Annotated in this window: 14 protein-coding genes; all 14 read left to right on the top strand. The window is 60.5% G+C overall.

Going from position 1 to position 19,290, the window contains the following annotated elements; all coding sequences use genetic code 11:
* Positions 1–18: 18 nt before the first annotated feature.
* The 14 genes from DIE13_RS02120 (at position 19) to DIE13_RS02050 (ending at position 19,283) form a co-directional block, all read left to right on the top strand.
* Entirely contained in the window at positions 19–1,872 is a 1,854-nt protein-coding gene (locus DIE13_RS02120; protein WP_124825583.1) for a feruloyl-CoA synthase, read from the top strand.
* Between the two features lie 26 nt (positions 1,873–1,898).
* Positions 1,899–2,831 carry an acetaldehyde dehydrogenase (acetylating) gene (locus DIE13_RS02115; protein ID WP_124825582.1) on the top strand — a complete coding sequence of 311 codons (933 nt, stop codon included), beginning with the start codon at positions 1,899–1,901 and terminating at the stop codon, positions 2,829–2,831.
* A 13-nt stretch (positions 2,832–2,844) separates the two neighbouring features.
* Positions 2,845–3,885: a 4-hydroxy-2-oxovalerate aldolase gene (gene dmpG / locus DIE13_RS02110; RefSeq protein WP_124825581.1), complete on the top strand. Its 1,041-nt coding sequence runs from the start codon at positions 2,845–2,847 to the stop codon at positions 3,883–3,885.
* Between the two features lie 14 nt (positions 3,886–3,899).
* A complete protein-coding gene (locus DIE13_RS02105) occupies positions 3,900–4,901 on the top strand; it encodes an FAD-binding oxidoreductase (RefSeq protein WP_124825580.1) in 1,002 nt (333 codons plus the stop codon).
* Positions 4,902–5,049: 148 nt separating this feature from the next.
* Positions 5,050–6,183 (top strand): porin, encoded by a 1,134-nt coding sequence (locus DIE13_RS02100; RefSeq protein ID WP_124825579.1) that lies wholly within the window; start codon positions 5,050–5,052, stop codon positions 6,181–6,183.
* A gap of 187 nt (positions 6,184–6,370) precedes the next feature.
* Entirely contained in the window at positions 6,371–7,375 is a 1,005-nt protein-coding gene (locus DIE13_RS02095; protein ID WP_124825578.1) for a helix-turn-helix domain-containing protein, read from the top strand.
* Between the two features lie 145 nt (positions 7,376–7,520).
* Positions 7,521–8,933: an aldehyde dehydrogenase family protein gene (locus tag DIE13_RS02090; RefSeq protein WP_124825577.1), complete on the top strand. Its 1,413-nt coding sequence runs from the start codon at positions 7,521–7,523 to the stop codon at positions 8,931–8,933.
* Positions 8,934–8,964: 31 nt separating this feature from the next.
* The gene (locus DIE13_RS02085) at positions 8,965–10,068 is read left to right on the top strand and encodes an NAD(P)-dependent alcohol dehydrogenase (RefSeq protein WP_124825576.1); all 1,104 of its coding nucleotides are present in this window, start codon (positions 8,965–8,967) and stop codon (positions 10,066–10,068) included.
* 112 nt (positions 10,069–10,180) lie between these two features.
* Positions 10,181–11,914, top strand: a complete 1,734-nt coding sequence (locus DIE13_RS02080) for a carboxylesterase/lipase family protein (RefSeq protein WP_260435024.1) — start codon at positions 10,181–10,183, stop codon at positions 11,912–11,914.
* A 139-nt stretch (positions 11,915–12,053) separates the two neighbouring features.
* A complete protein-coding gene (locus tag DIE13_RS02075) occupies positions 12,054–13,133 on the top strand; it encodes a porin (RefSeq protein ID WP_124825575.1) in 1,080 nt (359 codons plus the stop codon).
* Positions 13,134–13,798: 665 nt separating this feature from the next.
* Entirely contained in the window at positions 13,799–14,782 is a 984-nt protein-coding gene (locus DIE13_RS02065) for an aldo/keto reductase (RefSeq protein WP_124825573.1), read from the top strand.
* Between the two features lie 1,079 nt (positions 14,783–15,861).
* A complete protein-coding gene (locus DIE13_RS02060; RefSeq protein ID WP_124825572.1) occupies positions 15,862–17,370 on the top strand; it encodes an aldehyde dehydrogenase family protein in 1,509 nt (502 codons plus the stop codon).
* A gap of 96 nt (positions 17,371–17,466) precedes the next feature.
* On the top strand, positions 17,467–18,783 hold the full coding sequence (locus DIE13_RS02055; protein ID WP_260435023.1) for an ABC transporter substrate-binding protein: 1,317 nt from the start codon (positions 17,467–17,469) through the stop codon (positions 18,781–18,783).
* Positions 18,784–18,956: 173 nt separating this feature from the next.
* Complete coding sequence (locus DIE13_RS02050) at positions 18,957–19,283, top strand: carboxymuconolactone decarboxylase family protein (RefSeq protein WP_124825571.1); 327 nt, start codon at positions 18,957–18,959, stop codon at positions 19,281–19,283.
* The last annotated feature ends 7 nt before the right edge of the window (positions 19,284–19,290 follow it).

Here is a 19,290-nt window from a genome sequence, read left to right as displayed (position 1 = left end):
GACCACGTTGGAGCGAGCATGTTGACCGGGGCTCCTCTGCAATCACCCCTGGCACGTCCGGGGGCGCTGGCTGTCCCCCGCATCATTCGGGAGGATCGTGGCGACGGCAGCTTCGTTCTGCGCTCGGCGGAACTTCTTCAGCCTTATCACCGCCGTGTCGGCGAATGGCTGATCGAGTGGGCGACGAACACACCTAACGCGACTTTCATCGCTGAGCGTGATGTAGATGGCACACGCAACTTGTGGCGCGAAGTGAGTTACGCGCATGCGCTCGACAAGGTGCGTCGGATTGGTCAGGCGCTGCTTGACCTTGACCTGACAGAAGGCGGCTCGATCGTTGCACTGTCGGATAACAGTGTCAATCTCGCGCTGTTGTCGCTTGCTGCCATGCACGTCGGAAAACCTATTTCCATCGTCTCGTCGGCATACTCGCGTGTTGCCAAGGACCACTCGAAGTTGCACGCGATGCTCGACCAGCTCGCGCCGGCTGTCATTTACGCAGAAGACGGTGAGTTGTATGGGCGGGCGGTCGATACCTATGCGGGTCGCTGCCACGTTGTCTACACCCGGAACGTTCGCCCGGGCGCCATCTCGTTCGCCGAACTGGAGGCGTACGCTCCAACGGATGCTGTTGAGCAGGCGTTCCAGGCAGTGGTGCCTCATACGCCTGCCCGCCTGTTGCTGACGTCGGGTTCCACCGGAAAGCCGAAGGTCGTGATCAACACGCACGACATGCTCTGTGCGAACCAGCAGATGATTGCGCAGTGCTGGCGTTTCGTCGACCGCGCACAGCCTGTCGTGCTCGACTGGCTGCCGTGGAGTCACACGTTCGGGGCAAACCATAACTTCAATCTCATCCTGCGCAACGGCGGGTCGCTGTACATCGACGATGGCCGGCCGGTGCCGGCGATGGTCGAGCGGACCGTTCAGAACCTGAAGGACGTTCGCCCGACGCTGTTCTTCAATGTGCCGCGCGGCTACGACGCGTTGTTGCCGCTGCTCGAAAAGGACCCTGAGGCTACCTCGTCGCTTTTCGAGCGACTCGACATGCTTTTTTTTGCCGCGGCTGCTCTTCCGCAAAAGACCGCCGACCGAGTTCGCGCGCTTGCTGCGACGGTGCGGGACGAGCCGGTGTTCTTCACGACGGAGTGGGGCGCGACCGAAACTTCACCCGTTGTTACGAGCGCACATTTTTCGACATCTGACTCGCGGAACATCGGCGTACCTGTTCCAGGCATTGAACTCAAGTTCGTGCCTTGTCAAGACAAGCTCGAGATGCGGGTTCGTGGCCCGTCTGTTTTTACGACCTATCGAGATGACCCCGAGCGCACGCATGCGGCGTTTGATGAGGAGCGGTTCTATCGTATCGGCGATGCGGGTCGTCTTGCCGACCCGAGCGATCCCAATGTTGGCGTCATTTTCGACGGCCGCGTCGCCGAAGATTTCAAGTTGACCACGGGAACGTGGGTGTCCGTGGGTACGCTGCGCGTTCGCGTCGTATCGGTGCTGAACCCCTATATCCAGGACGCAGTCGTCACCGGACATGATCGGGACGAGGTCGGCCTGCTTCTTTTCCCGTCGATGGCGCTGCGTGCGCTCGCGAACGACTTGAGGTCGGAGATGAGTGGTGACGAGCTTGCCTCATGCGAGGAAGTGCGCCAGCTCATTACGCGGGCGCTTGCCGATTTTGGGGCTGGTCTTGGTTCGTCCCAGCGGCCCGCGCGTGCTGTTCTGCTCACCGCTCCGCCGTCTCTCGAGCTGGGCGAAATCACCGACAAGGGCTATATCAATCAGCGCGCGGTGTTGACCCTGCGTGCAGACGAGGTCGAGCGCCTCTATTCAAATCACCACGCCGTCATTCGCGTGCGCTGAAGCAATCTGGATCGGGAGTTTTCCATATGAAACTTAAGGCGGCCATCATCGGTTCCGGCAATATCGGCACGGATCTGATGATCAAAATCATGCGTAACAGCGCGCACCTTGAAGTCGCGGCGATGGTCGGCATCGACCCTGGCTCGGACGGTCTCGCGCGCGCGGCACGCTTGGGCGTGGCGACCACGCACGAAGGCGTCGAAGGCCTCACGCGCCTGCCGGTGTTCGACGACATCGACTTCGTGTTCGATGCGACCTCGGCCGGTGCGCACATCAAGAACGATGCGCTGTTGCGTGAGCATAAGCCGTCGATCCGCGTGATCGACCTGACACCCGCGGCGATCGGCCCGTATTGCGTGCCGGTGGTGAACCTCGACACGCATATCGATGCGCCTAACGTCAACATGGTGACGTGCGGCGGTCAGGCGACGATTCCGATCGTCGCGGCAGTTTCGCGCGTGGCGAAGGTGCATTACGCGGAGATCGTGGCGTCGATCAGCAGCAAGTCGGCGGGCCCGGGTACTCGCGCGAACATCGACGAGTTCACCGAGACGACCTCGAAGGCGATCGAAGTGGTCGGTGGCGCGGCGAAGGGCAAGGCAATCATCGTGCTGAATCCGGCCGAACCGCCGGTGATGATGCGCGACACCGTCTACACGCTCTCCGATCTGGCAGACCGCGAGAAGATCGAACAATCGATCGAACAGACGGTCGCGAAGGTGCATGCGTACGTGCCTGGCTATCGCCTCAAGCAACAGGTGCAGTTCGACGAGATTCCCGCGAATGCGCCGCTCAACATCCCGGGCCTCGGCAAATTCAGCGGATTGAAGACGTCGGTGTTCCTCGAGGTGGAAGGCGCCGCGCACTATTTGCCCGCATACGCTGGCAACCTCGACATCATGACTTCCGCTGCGCTCGCGACTGCCGAGCGCATGGCGCAAACGCTCTTGAGCGTGTAAGGAGCAAACGGCGATGAACAAAGAACTCTATATCTCCGATGTGACGCTGCGCGACGGCAGTCACGCGATTCGTCACCAGTACTCGATCCAGAACGTGCAGGACATTGCACGCGCGCTCGACGAGGCGAAAGTGGACAGCATCGAAGTCGCGCACGGCGACGGCCTGCAGGGATCAAGTTTCAACTACGGCTTCGGTGCGCACAGCGACCTCGAATGGATCGAGGCCGTGGCTGACGTCGTGAAGCACGCGCAGATCGCGACGCTGCTGCTGCCGGGCATCGGTACGATTCACGATCTGAAGGCTGCATATGACGCAGGCGCGCGCATCGTGCGCGTGGCGACGCATTGCACGGAGGCGGACATCTCGAAGCAGCACATCGAGTACGCGCGCGGGCTGGGTATGGACACCGTGGGCTTCCTGATGATGAGTCACATGACCACGCCGGAGAAGCTCGCGGTCGAAGCGAAGAAGATGGAAAGCTATGGCGCGACCTGCATTTACGTGGTGGACTCGGGCGGTGCGCTGACGATGAACGATGTGCGTGACCGGTTCCGTGCGGTGAAGGCCGTGCTCAAGCCTGAGACGCAAACGGGTATGCATGCGCACCACAACCTGTCGCTGGGCGTGGCGAACTCGATCGTCGCGGTCGAAGAGGGTTGCGATCGCATCGATGCGTCGCTCGCGGGCATGGGTGCGGGTGCCGGCAATGCGCCGCTGGAAGTGTTCATCGCGGCGGCCGAGCGCATGGGCTGGAATCATGGCACCGATCTTTACACGCTGATGGATGCTGCCGACGACATCGTGCGTCCGCTGCAGGACCGTCCGGTGCGTGTCGATCGCGAGACGCTCGCGCTCGGTTACGCGGGCGTGTACTCGAGCTTTCTGCGGCATTCGGAAGTAGCGGCGAAGAAGTACGACCTCAAGACCGTGGACATCCTCGTTGAACTCGGCAAGCGCCGCATGGTGGGCGGCCAGGAGGACATGATCGTTGACGTGGCTCTGGATTTGAAGGCAGCGCATCGAGCACCGAAGGCTGCAGGGGCGGCTTCGTAATTCAGGAAACGATGATGACGACGTTTGTAGTGAAATTTGAACCGTCGAATGTCGAACTGTCGTCGGATGGTGAATCGACCGTGCTCGACACTGCGTTGGCAGCAGGCTTCTTTCCGAAGCACAGTTGTCGTCGCGGCGAGTGTCGCGCCTGCGAGACCCGCATCGTGTCGGGCGAGGTTCGCTATGCGGCGGGTGCCGAGCCGGAAGGCCTGAAGCTCGGCCATTGCCTGACGTGCTTGGCGGTTCCAGCAACGGATGTCGTTCTTGACACCCCGGAAGTGGCAGAAAAGCCAGGCCGCCGCATTGTGAAGACCGGTGCGCGCGTTACGGCCGTCGAACGCGTGAGTGGGGACGTGACGATCCTGCGTCTTCAATTACCCGCAGGCAGCGGGTTCGAGTTTGATGCGGGTCAATATGTCGACGTTGTGCTGCGCGATGGCGCACGGCGAAGCTACTCGATGGCAAACGCGCCTTCCGGGAACGGTGAGATCGAGTGGCACATTCGCGCGATGCCGGGAGGCCGATTTTCGCAACACGTATTCCAGAACCTCAAGCAGCGGGACCTGTTGCGGATTGAAGGTCCGTTTGGTTCGTTCACGTTACGCGACACGAATGCACCGTTGATTCTGCTTGCTTCTGGAACCGGATACGCACCGATTGCCTCGATGATGCGTGCATGTGGAGACCAACTGTCGAAGCGCGGAGCGACCTTTTACTGGGGGGGGCGCCGAAAAGAGGATCTCTATGCGATGAATGAGGCAATGACTTGGGCTGAATCTGCGCCGGGGCTTGAATTTGTACCGGTCCTCTCGGACCCGGACCCGGCCTGGCAAGGCCGTACCGGTTTCGTTCATGAAGCTGTGCAGCACGACCATCCCGATCTGTCTGAATTTGAAGTGTACGCGTGCGGCAACCCCTTGATGATCGACGCGGCCCGTCATGCGTTTCGAGCGGAATGCGGACTTCCCGTGGAGAGTTTCCTTAGCGACTCGTTCGTGACAGCAATGATTCGCTAGCAGATCGAATGCCGAGAAACCGTCGAAGGCTATCGGATAACTTATGATTGAATTAGGAGTATTTATTACATAAGAAATTTGAAATCAAATGGTCAGAAACAAAAGAAGTATAAAAATGATAGAAAGAGATTAGGTCCAGGAGACAACGATGAAGGCGAAGTATCTTGTCGGCGGAGCAATGTGTGCGCTCAGCGCAACATCCTATGCACAAAGCAGCGTGACCCTGTATGGCATCATCGATACGGGTGTCGAGTACGTTTCACACGCGAATGCGGCGGGTAACGGCGTAGTTCGCATGCCGTCGATTACGGGCGAACTGCCTTCTCGGTGGGGCATTCGTGGAACTGAGGATCTTGGCGGTGGATATAAGGCATTGTTCGTTCTGGAAAGCGGATTCAACGTAGGTAGCGGTTCCATGGGGCAGGGCGGGCGTCTGTTCGGTCGCCAGAGCTGGGTTGGCGTCGAGAGCCCGTACGGTACGCTGTCGTTCGGCCGACAATACACGATGACTTATCTTGCGGTCATCGACGCGGATGTCGTCGGGCCCAACATCTACGGCATGGGCTCGCTCGATTCATATATTCCGAACGCACGCAGCGACAACTCGGTTGCCTATCTCGGAAAATTCGGCGGCTTCACCGTGGGCGCGTCCTATTCGTTCGGGCGCGATTCCGCGGGCACCGGGAATTCACCAGGGCAGGGCACATGCGTGGGGCAGGTTCCGGGCGAGATGACGGAGTGCCGTTCGTGGTCGGCGATGCTGAAGTACGACGCATCGTGGTTCGGCGGTGCGGCGTCATATGAAGAGCAGCGCGGCGGTGGCGCTGCCGCCGCGAATTTCTTCGATGGTGTCAAACCATTGGCGCTCACATCGGGTGGCGACAAAGACGACCGTGCGCAGGTCAACGGCTACGTGAACCTCTATGGCGTGAAGTTCGTCGGCGGCTGGATCGGCCGATGGGTCGATGCCGGGTCGTCCGGTGGTCCCAATGTTCATTCGAATCTCTTCTACGTCAGCGCGCGTTATCAGATCGTGCCGACATTCGTGCTCGATGGTGGTGTGTATCGTGTGATCGTCAGTGGGCAGGACGCCCGAGCGACACTCGGCGTGCTTCGCGGAACGTATTTGTTGTCGAAAAGCACTGCGGTGTATCTGCAGGGCGCGTATCTCGCCAATAGCAGTCATGCAAGCTATTCGGTTAGCGCGGGTGGAGGCGGGACGACACCCGCTCCGGGGCAAGGGCAGGTCGGGGTGATGGCCGGCATTCGCCACATGTTTTGAGCGGGTTGGGCGTTCGACCCGCCGTCGCGTCGCTACGATTTGTGCTCGTGACGCGATTTCAGATTGATTCACGAGTCGACACGCCCCTTGTCACGTCACGCCGTGTGGCTTGACATCGCTCCGTTGTGCGACACGCGATACCGGTGCAGTGCGAACTGGTGTGACCGAAAGCGGAGATTCTCCCGGTATGACAAGAGCTACTGGACATGCGGGTGTTCGTGACAACCGGTTCGAATGCGCGGAGACGGCAGGCGGACGGGTTGCTCCGCTCTGGCGTACTACCAGCGCGGACCAGTTCGTAGAGGCGGTCCGTTCCCGTCTCGGACCTTTCGACATTTGCCCCGTAAAGGGGGGATTTAGGGGACAGCTGGATACCCGCACGGCGGATCTCAATGTCGCGGGTGATATTTCGTGTACGCCCTTAAAGGTTTATCGGAACCGCTACGGTTCCGGTTCCACGACGAGCGACGACGTCTTCAAGGTGATATGGCAGGTCAGCGGCGTTGGTGAGATGGAGCAGGGTGGACAATTCCTGCGTCTCGAACCGGGCAATCTCGCCCTTTATCGGCTTGCGCGTCCGTATCAGCTCCAGACCAGCGGAAGTTATCGCGCACTCACCTTGTCGTTTGATCTGTCCGAGATGCCTCAATGGCGACCACTGGCAAACCGGTATGGCGGACAAGCGCTCCCGGTGGACTCGGCGAGCCTGGCTGCGCTTGCGGCAATGCGTTCGCTATTCTCCGTGCCGGGCGACGATTCCATCGCCTCCGTCATGCGTGGCGCGATCGAACTCGTGTTTCGTTCCTTGCTACGCTTCGCGCGTGATGACGGACACACAGTGCCGATGCCGAGTCTGTGCCTGGAGCAGGCAAGGAAAGCGGCGACCGCGCGACTGGCCGATCCGGATTTTTCACCCGACGATCTGGCCCGCGCGCTGCAGATCTCGCGGCGTAGTCTCTACGCGGAGTTCCAGCGGCATGGCATGCCGCCTCCCGCAACCTTCATTCGTGATCTGCGCCTTGCGCGCTGCCATGCAGCGCTTTTGGATCCCGAACTGCGCGATCGCAGTGTGACCGAACTTGCGTTCGAGAACGGCTTCTCGGACAGCGCACATTTCAGCCGAGCCTTCAGGGATTGCTACGGCACGGCGCCCAGTTTCCTCCGAAAGAGACGTACGACCGACGGTGCCTGACGGCTCGCACCTCGCAAGCCGTTCGCGTTGCACGGACAGTCAAGTCGGCTGCATCGTGCGCCATGAACCGCATGATGGTTCTCCGTATATTAGCCAGGAAGCGGAACCGGACAAGTGTGCCGCATAACCAGGAGGAGACGTGGCGATGCAATACGATTTGCGTATGCTTGTCGACGGAGAACTGCAGCATGGTTCGGCGACGATGGACGTGATCAACCCCGCAACCGAACAGGTGATCACGCAATGCCCACGCGCGACGCCTCGTGACGTGGAACGTGCTGTAGCAGCTGCGAAATGCGCGTGGCCGGGGTGGCGCGATACGCCACTCGCCGCCCGGAAGCAGGTTCTGTTGAAGATTGCGACAGCACTGGAACAACATGCGGACGAGCTGGGGCGGCTGATTACGCTCGAGCAGGGCAAGCCGTTGGCAGCTGCAGCGATGGAAACGTTCTTATCGCCCGCAGTACTGCGCTATTTCGCGGGTTTCGATTTTGAACCCGAGATCCTGCAGGACGATGACCAGCAGCGTGCGGAATTGCATCGACGCGCCCTCGGGGTTGTGGCCGCCATCGTGCCATGGAACTTCCCGTTCCTCATGGCTTGCTACAAGTTGGCGCCGGCGCTTATCGCGGGTAACACCTTCGTTCTGAAACCCAGTCCGACAACGCCGCTGTCCGCATTGCGACTGGGGGAGATCATTGTCGACATCGTGCCGCCGGGCGTCGTGAACGTGGTGCCTGACGCCGGCGATATCGGCCCCCTTCTGACGGCTCACCCGGATGTAGCGAAAGTGTCGTTTACCGGGTCCACCAGCACGGGGCGCGCCATCATGAAATCGGCTTCCGACACATTGAAGCGATTGACGCTCGAACTCGGCGGAAACGACGCGGCAATCGTGCTCGATGACGTTGACGTCAAGAAAGTCGCGCCACGCATATTCGAGATGGCGTTCATCAATTCCGGTCAGGTCTGCATGTCGATCAAGCGCATCTATGTGCAATCGGGGATCTACGACGCAATGTGCGACGAACTGGCACGGCTGGCCTGCGACGCCGTGGTTGGCGATGGTCTTGATCCGTCGACACGGTTTGGTCCCGTCCAGAATAAAAGGCAATACGAATCAATCAAGAAAGTGTTGAAAGAGGCGCCGAAGTATGGACGGGTCATTGCCGGCGGCCATGCTTGGGGACCAGGCTATTTCGTCGCGCCAACCGTCATCCGCGATATCGACGAAGGCAATCCGTTGGTGGACGAAGAAGTGTTTGGACCGGTGCGTTCGGTTCTGAAGTTCGATACGGTGGACGAGGCGATCGCGCGTGCCAACCGGAGCACCTATGGGCTCGGAGCATCCGTGTGGACGGGCGATGTCGAGAACGGCACGCGGATTGCCACGCGGCTCGAAGCCGGCAGCACATGGGTGAACCAGCATTTTGCGGTGGCACCGCACATTCCGTTCGGCGGCGTCAAGCAATCCGGCCTTGGCGTTGAATTCTCGAAGGAAGGGCTTCATGAGTACACCAATCCGCAGTCGGTGGTCATTTCGAAAGCTACCGTCTGAGCGGCGAAAACTAACCGAAGGAGACGATTGAATGGATATCAGAGCCGCTGTTGCGCGCGGGCCGCATACGCCCATGTTGCTGGAAACGCTCCAGATCGAGGCCCCGCGCGAGAATGAAATCCTCGTACGCGTCGTGGCAACCGGGATCTGCCATACCGATATCGGTATGCGGGACCAGCACTTGCCGACCCCATTGCCCGCCGTGCTCGGCCATGAGGGTGCGGGTGTGGTGGAGCGTGTTGGCGCTGCGGTCACGAAAGTCAAGCCGGGCGACCACGTGGTGATGACCTATAACTCCTGCGGCCATTGCCCGAGCTGCTTCGACGGTGAGTCGACCTACTGTCACGAGTTCTTCCCGCGCAACTTCTTCGGCACGCGACAGGACGGATCGAGTGGCCTCTCGAAGAACGGGGAGTTCGTTTACGGGAACATATTCGGTCAGTCGTCGTTTGCCAGCCATGCGCTGTGCCATGAACGAAACATCGTCAAGGTGCCGCGGGACGTGCCGCTGGAACTGCTGGGTCCGCTTGCCTGCGGCGTGCAGACCGGTGCCGGGGCGGTGCTGAATTCCCTCGATGTCCGGCCGGGAAAATCGTTGGCGGTCTTCGGGGCAGGGTCGGTGGGTCTCTCCGCCGTGATGGCGGCACGCGTAGCCGGTGCCACCACGATCGTCGCAATCGATGTTCACGAGGAACGGCTGGATCTTGCAAGAGAGTTGGGCGCAACGCACGTCTTCAGCGCGAACACTCCCGATCTCGGAGAGCAGATTCTGCAGATCAATGGAGGCATTGGCGTCGACTACGCCGTTGACGCGACAGGCATTCCTGCTGTGGTCGAGCAAGCCATCAGGATACTGGCCCCACGGGGGTGTTGTGCCGTCGTCGGCGCACCGAAGCCGGGAAGCACGATCCAGATCGATCTGCTTCACCTCATGGGAGCGGGCCGGCAAGTGCGCGGAGTGGTCGAGGGGGATGCGAACCCGGATGTGTTCATTCCCGCACTTATCAGGCTCTACCAGCAAGGCCTTTTCCCGTTCGACAGGTTGGTCAGATTCTATGACTTCGAGCAGATCAACCAGGCGGTCGACGATGCGGAGCGGGGCCGCGTTCTGAAAGCCATTGTGCGACAGCCCTGAGGGCTTGCGGGAATCGGGAAACCCGCGCGCCGGCGCATGTCGTGGCGCGCCAACGACAAGAGAGAGGTCAATGGAATTAGACCGGGAATCAATGCGAGTGACCGAGAGCGGCGTGCTGATCGGTTTGCGCGAGTCCAGCGGCATTTACGCGTGGCGCGGCGTCCCCTTCGCTCGCCCTCCCGTGGGTTCCCTGCGGTGGCGGGCGCCGCAGCCGCCGCTGCCGTGGCAGGGCGTGCTTGAAGCGCGTCGCCACGGTGCGATGCCGCCGCAATTCGGCGATGTTGCGGCGGGCGTGCGGCGGGCGCATCGCGGCCGGATCGTCGGTGACGAAGACTGCCTGACGCTGAACATATTCGCGCCGGCAATGCCCGCCGAGGTGGCACGGGAGCGACGTCTGCCCGTCATGGTATGGATCTTCGGCGGTGCGATGGCGGTCGGAACGGCGGGGATTTACGACGCGGCGCGGAACTACTCCATTCATGACGACATCGTCGTGGTCACGGTGAATTACCGACTTGGGGTATTGGGGTGGTTTCATCATCCCGCACTTCACGACGAGACTTCGACGGCCGACGACCGTTCCGGCAACTTCGGCACGCTCGATGTTGTTGCGGCCCTGCGCTGGGTACAACGAAATATTGCGGCCTTTGGCGGCGATGCGAACTGTGTAACCATCTTCGGCGAATCGGCGGGCGCGTTGCAGGTACTCAACCTGTTGGTCAGCCCGCGCGCGGCGGGTCTTTTTCATCGTGCGATCGCGCAGTCTCCCGCCGTCGTCGGATCCAGCCCGGCGCGGGCCACGCATTGGCGGGACGACGTCGAGCCGGGAGATCCCAATAGTGCTTTCGAAGTGACGGCCAGACTCTTGGTGGCCGCCGGCGAAGCGCGCGATCACGCACATGCGAAGCAGCACATGGCCTCGATGAGCCTGGCATGTCAGGCGGAATTCCTGCGCGGCCGCAGCGCTGAGCAACTGCTCAACGTGTTTACCCCGGGGAGCCTGGGAATCTATCTCGGGCCGCGCCCCATCCACGATGGGGTGGTACTGCCGCAGGCGTCCATGATCGACGCATTGCGTAGCGGTCGGTGGAATCGTGTTCCTGTCATTCTCGGTTCCAATCGCGACGAGTACAAGACGTTCATGGCGAAGATGCCGGAGCATTCACGGCTGATCGCCGGCGAAATTCCTCTGTTGCGTAACCGGTCCGAGTATCTGAAAGAGGCCGAATATCTGTCGCGGGCATGGCAGATACAGGGCGTCGACGAGATCGCCGAGGCGATGGAAGCCGGTGGTCACCGGGACGTATGGACGTACCGCTTCGAGTGGGATGAGTATCCGAAGGTGCCGTTCATTCGTCCTGACCTGGTGCTCGGCGCCAATCACGTGCTGGAAATCGCTTTTGCGTTCCGCGACACGTCAGGGGAAATGGATGTGTTCCATTGCAATACCCGCAGAAATCGGGCAGGCCGTCGCTTTGTTGCAACGGCGATGGGAGACTGCTGGACCTCTTTTGCCAGAACAGGTGAGCCACGCATCGCAGGATCCGACGGCCCGGTATGGCAGCGCAGTACTGGGCGCGATGAACTGGATTCGATGCTGTTCGATAGCCCCGCGAACGGCGGCGTGCGTATGGCTCGCACTCGAACCAGTTTCGCCGCGCTGAAATCTCGTCTCTACGAGGATCGCGACTTGGGCGGGCGCCTGCGCTGTCAGATTTATGCACGAATGTTCTTGTGGAGTCCGCTAATCAAGGGGCGCGGAAGCCTGGCGGAATATGAGCATTGGGCCGCCAGATTCGGCTGTTGTGATTCGGCTGACCGCTTTCGTCCGGTATCTGAAATTTGATCTTGTCGGCATGGGTTGATGGTCGATATGGCAATAAATTTCATGATTATTAGTTAGGATTGCAAATGCAATGCTAAGTTAAGTTTTTGAATTATAAATTCATAAAAATTACGTTTTAATATGATGGAGGAGATCTGGTATGTATCCGAAGAGGAAGGCGAGAATCAAGATGGCAGTCGTGGCAGCCGGCGTGTTGTTTTCCGGGATGTCACATGCGCAAAGCAGTATTACATTGTTCGGCATGGTTGATGGAGGCCTGTTATACACAAGCAAGACACTCGACCCGACGACGGGGCGGAATGCGGGCAAGCAGTTTTCATTTACAGACAGCGGAATTTCGCCGTCGCAATTCGGGTTGATGGGGCAAGAGGATCTGGGCGGTGGGCTGAAAGCGGAATTCAGGCTTGAAAGCGGTATCAGCGTGGCGACCGGTGGCTACAGCGATTCGAACGGAAACCAGTTCGGTCGCCAGGCATATGTCGGACTGAAAGGGCGATTGGGGGAAGTCAAGGCGGGTCTGCAATTCTCTCCGTTCTTTCTGTCCCTCTACGAGCTCGACCCGCGCGGCTTGTCACAGTTCGGCAGCAGCTTGCCGATATACCTGGGCAACGTTTCGGCGACCGGGGTCTTTACGGCAAATGCAGTGTCATATACCAGCCCGATTGTCGCGGGCTTCCAAGGCGGCGTGCTGCTAGCCATGGGTGGCAAGGCGGGTGATTTTCAGGCGGGTCGTCAGTATTCCGCGAATTTGAAATACGATGATGGCACTCTGATGGTCAATGCTGCCTTCTTTGATGGCAACGGGGGCGGAACAGTAAATACCAACCCTCCGTCTACGGTGGCTTTTGAAGGGCGAATGCTGGGCGCATCTTACAAGATCGGAAAACTTACGACGAAGCTGTCGTTTGTCAATTTCAAGATCGCGAGCCGTTTCAATAACAACGTCTACGGTGGCGGCCTCGATTATTTTGCGCTGCCGCAACTGGATCTGAATGGTGGTGTCTGGTACATAACTGATCGAGATAAGTCATCGAATCATTCACTGATGGCCGCATTGGGCGTGCAGTATTTTTTGTCGCGAGCGACGACGCTTTATGCGCAATTCGGCGTGTTGAATAATCACGGAGAAATGAGCACGGGTTTGTCCGTCAGCAATGCGCTGTTTGGCGCGACGGGGACGACGACGGGGGCGAATATCGGCATCAGACACATGTTCTGAGTGCCCCGGGAGACCGGCAAGGAGCAGGTGGTGCAGATCCGCTGCGATGAAGGTGTAGCGAACCACATCGGCCCCGAGCCGTGCTCAGGCTGCCGAGAGGCCATCGACGAAGCGTCGGTGGGGGCTAGCCATTGGGCCGTTATAGTTGTGTTATTCCGGGTGCCGACGCGGATCGGAACGCGGAAGGGCGACATGGGAGGGGCGCGCAAGCGCCCTGACGACCCAGCTGGTCATCAATCTTGGCACGCGCGAACACCCACCGGGAGATATCCAGTCAGGTCAGCGGCAACTCGGGCTGGTCTGCGTCGGGAAGGCGATGAGCCGCAGCCGACGATGAGCAAACGAGAGAAGTCAGACTTCGCCATAGCAGCAAGGGAGCTTGCGAATAACGCCGGGATGTCGACTGCGGAGCGGTTCAAGCCAAGTGCGGGGACCAAGAGGAACACGGGGCACTCGCACACGTGTCGCGCAGAACCGGGTGCGCATACCACGCGGGCTGGACCTTGTGCGGTAGGCTGCAAGGCAGCGGAAGCAGGAACCGTTCACTGCACTGCTGTACCATGCCCCTGGATTGCTGCGCGAACGCGGTCCGCTCGATGCGGCGATCGAGAGGCTTTTTGGGCCAGACCTATCAGGTCGCGTCGTGAGCAGGAGGAATACTCACAATGCAAAAGCGTGTACTGGGACCACTGGGTCCTGAAGTGTCTGCACTCGGCTTCGGCTGCATGGGCTACGGCGACGCTGCCGACAAGGCCGAAATGATTGCGTTGATTCGTGCCGCAGTGGAGCGCGGCGTGACCTTCTTCGACACCGCCGAAGTCTATGGGCCGTTCCGTAACGAAGAGATCGTCGGCGAAGCGCTCGAGCCATTTCTAGGCGAAGTAGTAATTGCGACGAAGTTCGGCTGGGACGTCGATCCTGAAACCGGAGAACATCGCGGCGGCGTGAATAGTCGCCCCGAGCGGATTCGGCGTGCTGTCGACGGTATGCTTAAGCGACTGCGTGTGGAATGCATCGACTTGCTGTATCAGCATCGCGTCGATCCCCAGGTGCCGATGGAGGACGTTGCAGGCACGGTGAAAGACCTGATCGCGCAGGGCAAAGCCAAGCATTTTGGACTCTCCGAAGCGGGCCCGCAATCGATTCGCCGTGCGCACGCCGTCCAGCGAGTCGCCGCTTTACAGAGCGAGTATTCGCTTTGGACGCGCGAGCCGGAGCACGATGTGCTGCCCGTTCTCGAAGAGCTCGGCATCGGCTTCGTCCCGTTCAGTCCGCTCGGCAAGGGGTTTCTCACAGGCAAGATTGACGAGCATACGCACTTCGACGCATCGGATTTCCGCAACAAGGTGCCGCGTTTCTCGCTCGAAGCGCGCAAGGCCAATCGCGCCCTGGTGGACAAACTGCAGGCCATCGCCGCACGGCGGGCAGCCACGCCGGCACAAATCGCACTCGCTTGGCTGCTTGCCCAAAAGCCGTGGATCGTGCCTATTCCAGGCACTCGCAAGATGCAGCGCCTCGACGAAAACCTCGCGTCGGTGAATTTGCAACTGGATGCGAATGAACTCAACGAAATCAGCGAAGTCTCGTCAGGCTTCAAGGTCCACGGCGCGCGTTATCCCGAGGAATTCATGAAACTATCGGGTCAGTGAGGCCAAGGAGAAATCGGCATCCTCAATCTGGTGGATTCATTCGGAGCGGGACTGACGTTTAGCCCTCGGCTCCGCGCGGTGCTTTGAAGAGCGAGCGGACGCTGGTCGAACTGGCGCAGCAGTTCCGTGAAGGTCGTTCGATTATCGACCGGCATGCCAATGCCGCGTCTCCCTGAAGGCCATCATGTCTTAGAAGGCGCGCTCACCCAAACGGGATTGCTGAGCGCAAAGCGAAGAGCGACGGTATGCATTCGTTGCCGGTTTCGTAGCAAGCAGTCACGGGAACTGGCTGAATGACGCGTTGTATTGTCGAATATCGCTAAACCAATCGATGACGATGTCCGCGATCTGTTGGTTGTTCCGATCCTGCACGACCACGTGGCTATTTCCGTCTATACCCCTCTCGGGCAAATGAATCAGGTCGGCACACCGCTGTGCTCCGCGACGCCGTTTCACGAGCCGCACGCATTCGTGAAGACGGCTCTCCCAGCCCGGGCCGGGTAGATAAGTCGGTGTCGCCAGGTGGTCTCCGAAATTCGACATACATCTGATTAATCGTGATCCGATCCGCCGGTCGGCGACTCCCCAGTTCAACGAAATTTTGTTCGATGTGTTCGCCGCCGACGAAAGAGCTGCCCCGAGACTGCAGGACGAGTGGCGTCCCGGGTTGCCGGATGTAGTTGAGATCGCGATCATGTGAAGCCAGTCTCGACGCGGCCGCCAGATCCATGAATGGTTTCGTGACAACTCGCGAGGACGTATTGTCCGAGTTCGAATCGGGCTCTTCGGCCGGAATCCATGGAACTCCTCAGCCAACGAGGTTCGGGACGCCCCCGGGCCCGTCTGCACACGGCAAACGAGGGACGTTCCGGATCGCGGGCATGCACACACCGTGTGTCTCGCGCGGAGACACATGTCCTTGGCGGGGACGTAAATCCGGTCTTCGGGGCAGTCGGTCGGGCGTCCAGGGCCGGTTGCCGGCGCGTATTCGGATTGGCATCGAACTTGCGGATGAGTGCGGGTCCCGCTTCGCGGTGTTCATACCGAATGCGACCACGCAACCCAATGGAGGATGACTCATGCCCAATTCAACACCCGCTCCGGATTCCGCTACAGCGGTCAGTACCAGTCACGGCAATGTGCTCGACTGGCTGAACTCCGGCCCGAAGCAAATGCTGATCGGCGGGAAATGGGTCAACGCGGTATCCGGCAAGACGTTCGACACGATCAACCCGGCCACCGAGGAGGTGCTCGCGACGGTCGCGGAGGCCGACAGCGCGGATATCGATGCTGCCGTCGTGGCTGCGCGGCGGGCGTTCGAGGCGCCATCGTGGGCGGGCATCTCGCCGCATGCGCGCACGCGATATCTGCTGAAGATCGCCGACGCGGTCGAGCAGCACGCCGAGGAACTCGCGATTCTGGAGACCCTCGACAATGGCATGCCGCTTTCTTCCGCGAGGGCGCGTGCGGCCCAGGTTGCCGAGATTTTCCGCTATTACGCCGGCTGGCCGACCAAGATCTACGGCACGACCAACCCGACCGACAGCGCGCGCTTCATCTACATGCTACGCGAGCCGATGGGCGTATGCGGACTCATCAACGCGTGGAATGTGCCGCTGGCGATGGCCGCGATGAAGATCGCCCCGGCGCTTGCCTGCGGCAATACCGCGATCCTGAAGCCGGCCGAGCAAACGCCGCTCAGCACGTTGCGGCTTGCCGAGCTGATCGAAGGCATCGGCCTGCCGGCGGGCGTGCTGAACATCGTGCCGGGGTTCGGCGCGACGGCCGGTGCAGCATTGGTTGCGCATCCGGATATCGACAAGGTTGCGTTCACGGGCTCGACAGGAATTGGCAAGCAGATTCTGCAGGCATCGGCCAGCAACATGAAGAAGGTCACGCTTGAGCTCGGCGGCAAGTCGCCGAACATCATCTTCCCGGATGCCGATATCGACAAGGCGTTCGAGACGGCGGTGGCGACCTTCTGCGGGAACTCGGGCCAAATCTGTTCGGCCGGCACGCGTCTGTTCGTGCACGAGAGCCTGCATGGCGAAGCGACCGAGCGGATCGCGAAGATCGCCGCCACGTACAAGGTCGGATCTCCGTTCGACGCGGATACGAAGCTCGGCCCGCTGATTTCGGCGAAGCAGATGGAGCGCGTGCTGTCATACGTCGACGTGGGCAAGAGCGGCGGCGCAACGCTGAGCCTCGGCGGCGACCGGGTCGGCACGCGCGGCTACTTCGTGGAGCCGACGGTGTTCAGCGCTGTCTCGAACGACATGAAGATCGCGCGCGAGGAAATCTTCGGGCCGGTGCTGTCGATCATTCCATTCAAGGACGAGAACGACGCCGTCTTCAAGGGCAACGACACCGAATATGGTCTCGCGTCCGCGGTCTGGACGCGCGATATCGCTCGCGCGCATCGGGTCGCGCGCGCGATGAAGGCAGGGCGCGTCTGGATCAATACCTATGCGGAGGCCGATCCCGTCATGTCGATGGGGGGCTACAAGCAATCCGGATTCGGGCGCGAGATGGGCTCGGAGTCGATCGACGCCTACACCCAGACAAAATCCGTGTTCATGCGGCTGTAATTCTTCCCGGGGCCGTGCGAAATCGCGCCCTGATGCCGCTGTCGGGCGTCTAGGTGGCCGAGAGCGTTGTGCGGGCAGCGGTGGACGGGCGCGACCGTGTCGTATCCGTCTACGAATCCGGACGACGAAATATCGCTTTCGCTGGACGAGCCTCACGCAGATGGGGCTGGAAGCATAGTCAACTCAACAATAATCGGAGACGTCAAAATGCAACGAATCATTACTTGCCGACGCGGCAAGCGGTCGGTCGTCATGTCGGGGCTGGCGGTCGCGGTGTGCGCCGTTAGCCTGCCAGTGGCTGCGCAGGAGTGCACGATCAAGCTCGGTGTCGCAGGGCCGATGACAGGCGGTGGCGCGAGCTGGGGCCTGTCGGAGAAGGCGGCGACCGAATTCGAGGCGGCGTGGACCAACGCACGGGGCGGGTTGCCGGTCGGTAACCGCAAATGCAAGGTCTCGGTGGTCAGCGTCGACACGCAATCGACAGTCGCAGGCGGTGCGGCGGCCGCGAATTACCTCGCCAGCCAGGGCGTGCATGCGGTGGTCGGGCCAGTCATCTCGCCGGAAATCACCGGTTTCCGGCCGGTAGCCAAACGCAATGGCGTGGTCAGCTTCACGCCATCGTTCGCGTCCGACGTACTCAACCCCGAGTTTCCGCTCGTATTCCACGAGATCCAGTCGCCGGTTGTCTGGGCTCCCGCGGCCGTCAAGGCGGCCAGGGACCGCTTCAAGCTGAAGACCGCCGTCGTGATCGGCCCGAACGATCAGGGCGGAACCGACCCGGGCAAGGCACTCGCGAAGACATACAACGAAGCCGGTGTGAAGACGACCACGGAGTGGTACCAGCGCGGCACCGCCAATTTCGCACCGATCGTCGTGAGGCTGATGGGCATGAACGTCGACGCGGTCGAGCTCGGTGGCATGCCGCCCGGCGAAGGGGCGATCCTGGTCAAGCAGATGCGGGAAGCCGGCTACAACGGTGCGTTCGGTCGCATGGGCGCCGGTGGCGATGTCGTGATCGCCAACGCGGGCGGAATCGGGAAACAGAAGGCGTTCTACTGGTTCGATCACATCCCGACAGATTCGCCCGGCATCAAGAAGCTTGACGCGGATTTCGAAGCGACGATGAAACGCCCACTCCCGGAAATGGCGCTCTGGTACAACGAACAGATCGCGGCCGAGATGTTGCTGAAGGCGATTTCCGCTGCCGGAACCGATCAAGATGGTGAAAAAATCGCTGCAGCACTGCGTACGATGACGCCGGAATCCCGCTACGTCGGCAAAGCCGGTTGGCGCGGCAAGGCACAGTACGGGATCAATCAGGAGTTGTCGTTTCCCGTCGCGGTCAATTTCGTCGTGAGCGGCAAGCGCGAACCGCAGCAGAAGATCGACATCTCGCAAGAACCCGGAAAGTAATGCATCGACGTGTGCGCAGGAAATCCGTCCGGCGCACACGTATCGAGATGAAAACCAGAGGAATTGATAAGGATTGCGACATATAAAGGCGATGCCCGTATCGGCGGCTATTGCCTCGGGTGCGCGTCCAGTTGCACTTTTCTATCACCACCGTACCATTTCAGGAGCAGTCCATGACGTACACCGCTACAGGCGATTCCGTCCGCATTTATCACCATGTTCCGCAGCTCGCCCGCATCCGCGCCGACGTGTTGCTGGGCGATGTCTGGAAACAACCGGAGCTCGCTTTCCGCGATCGTATTCTCGTCACGCTTGGCGTGCTCGCCGCTGGCGGGAAAGTGGAGGAAATGAAGGCATGGATGGCGCGCGGCGTCGAGGCGGGCATCACGCTGGACGAGTTGCGCGGGCTGATCGTGCAGGTCACGTTCTACGCGGGCTGGCCCGCCGGCCTGAGCGCAGGCAAGGCGGCGCTCGACTTGTTCGAAACGGAAGGAAAATGAGAGGACG

This window comes from Burkholderia sp. Bp9016, from assembly GCF_003857765.1.
Lineage (GTDB): Bacteria > Pseudomonadota > Gammaproteobacteria > Burkholderiales > Burkholderiaceae > Burkholderia.
Note: the sequence above shows the minus strand (reverse complement) of the source record. Positions and strands in the feature narration are given on the sequence as shown.

What these genes read in the sequence shown, in the direction of transcription:
- DIE13_RS02050 (WP_124825571.1), top strand. Translation starts at nt 18,957, where the DNA reads ATGACGTACACCGCTACAGGCGATTCCGTCCGCATTTATCACCATGTT.
- DIE13_RS02075 (WP_124825575.1), top strand. Translation starts at nt 12,054, where the DNA reads ATGTATCCGAAGAGGAAGGCGAGAATCAAGATGGCAGTCGTGGCAGCC.
- DIE13_RS02065 (WP_124825573.1), top strand. Translation starts at nt 13,799, where the DNA reads ATGCAAAAGCGTGTACTGGGACCACTGGGTCCTGAAGTGTCTGCACTC.
- DIE13_RS02090 (WP_124825577.1), top strand. Translation starts at nt 7,521, where the DNA reads ATGCAATACGATTTGCGTATGCTTGTCGACGGAGAACTGCAGCATGGT.
- dmpG (WP_124825581.1), top strand. Translation starts at nt 2,845, where the DNA reads ATGAACAAAGAACTCTATATCTCCGATGTGACGCTGCGCGACGGCAGT.
- DIE13_RS02105 (WP_124825580.1), top strand. Translation starts at nt 3,900, where the DNA reads ATGACGACGTTTGTAGTGAAATTTGAACCGTCGAATGTCGAACTGTCG.
- DIE13_RS02120 (WP_124825583.1), top strand. Translation starts at nt 19, where the DNA reads ATGTTGACCGGGGCTCCTCTGCAATCACCCCTGGCACGTCCGGGGGCG.
- DIE13_RS02100 (WP_124825579.1), top strand. Translation starts at nt 5,050, where the DNA reads ATGAAGGCGAAGTATCTTGTCGGCGGAGCAATGTGTGCGCTCAGCGCA.
- DIE13_RS02085 (WP_124825576.1), top strand. Translation starts at nt 8,965, where the DNA reads ATGGATATCAGAGCCGCTGTTGCGCGCGGGCCGCATACGCCCATGTTG.
- DIE13_RS02115 (WP_124825582.1), top strand. Translation starts at nt 1,899, where the DNA reads ATGAAACTTAAGGCGGCCATCATCGGTTCCGGCAATATCGGCACGGAT.
- DIE13_RS02095 (WP_124825578.1), top strand. Translation starts at nt 6,371, where the DNA reads ATGACAAGAGCTACTGGACATGCGGGTGTTCGTGACAACCGGTTCGAA.
- DIE13_RS02060 (WP_124825572.1), top strand. Translation starts at nt 15,862, where the DNA reads ATGCCCAATTCAACACCCGCTCCGGATTCCGCTACAGCGGTCAGTACC.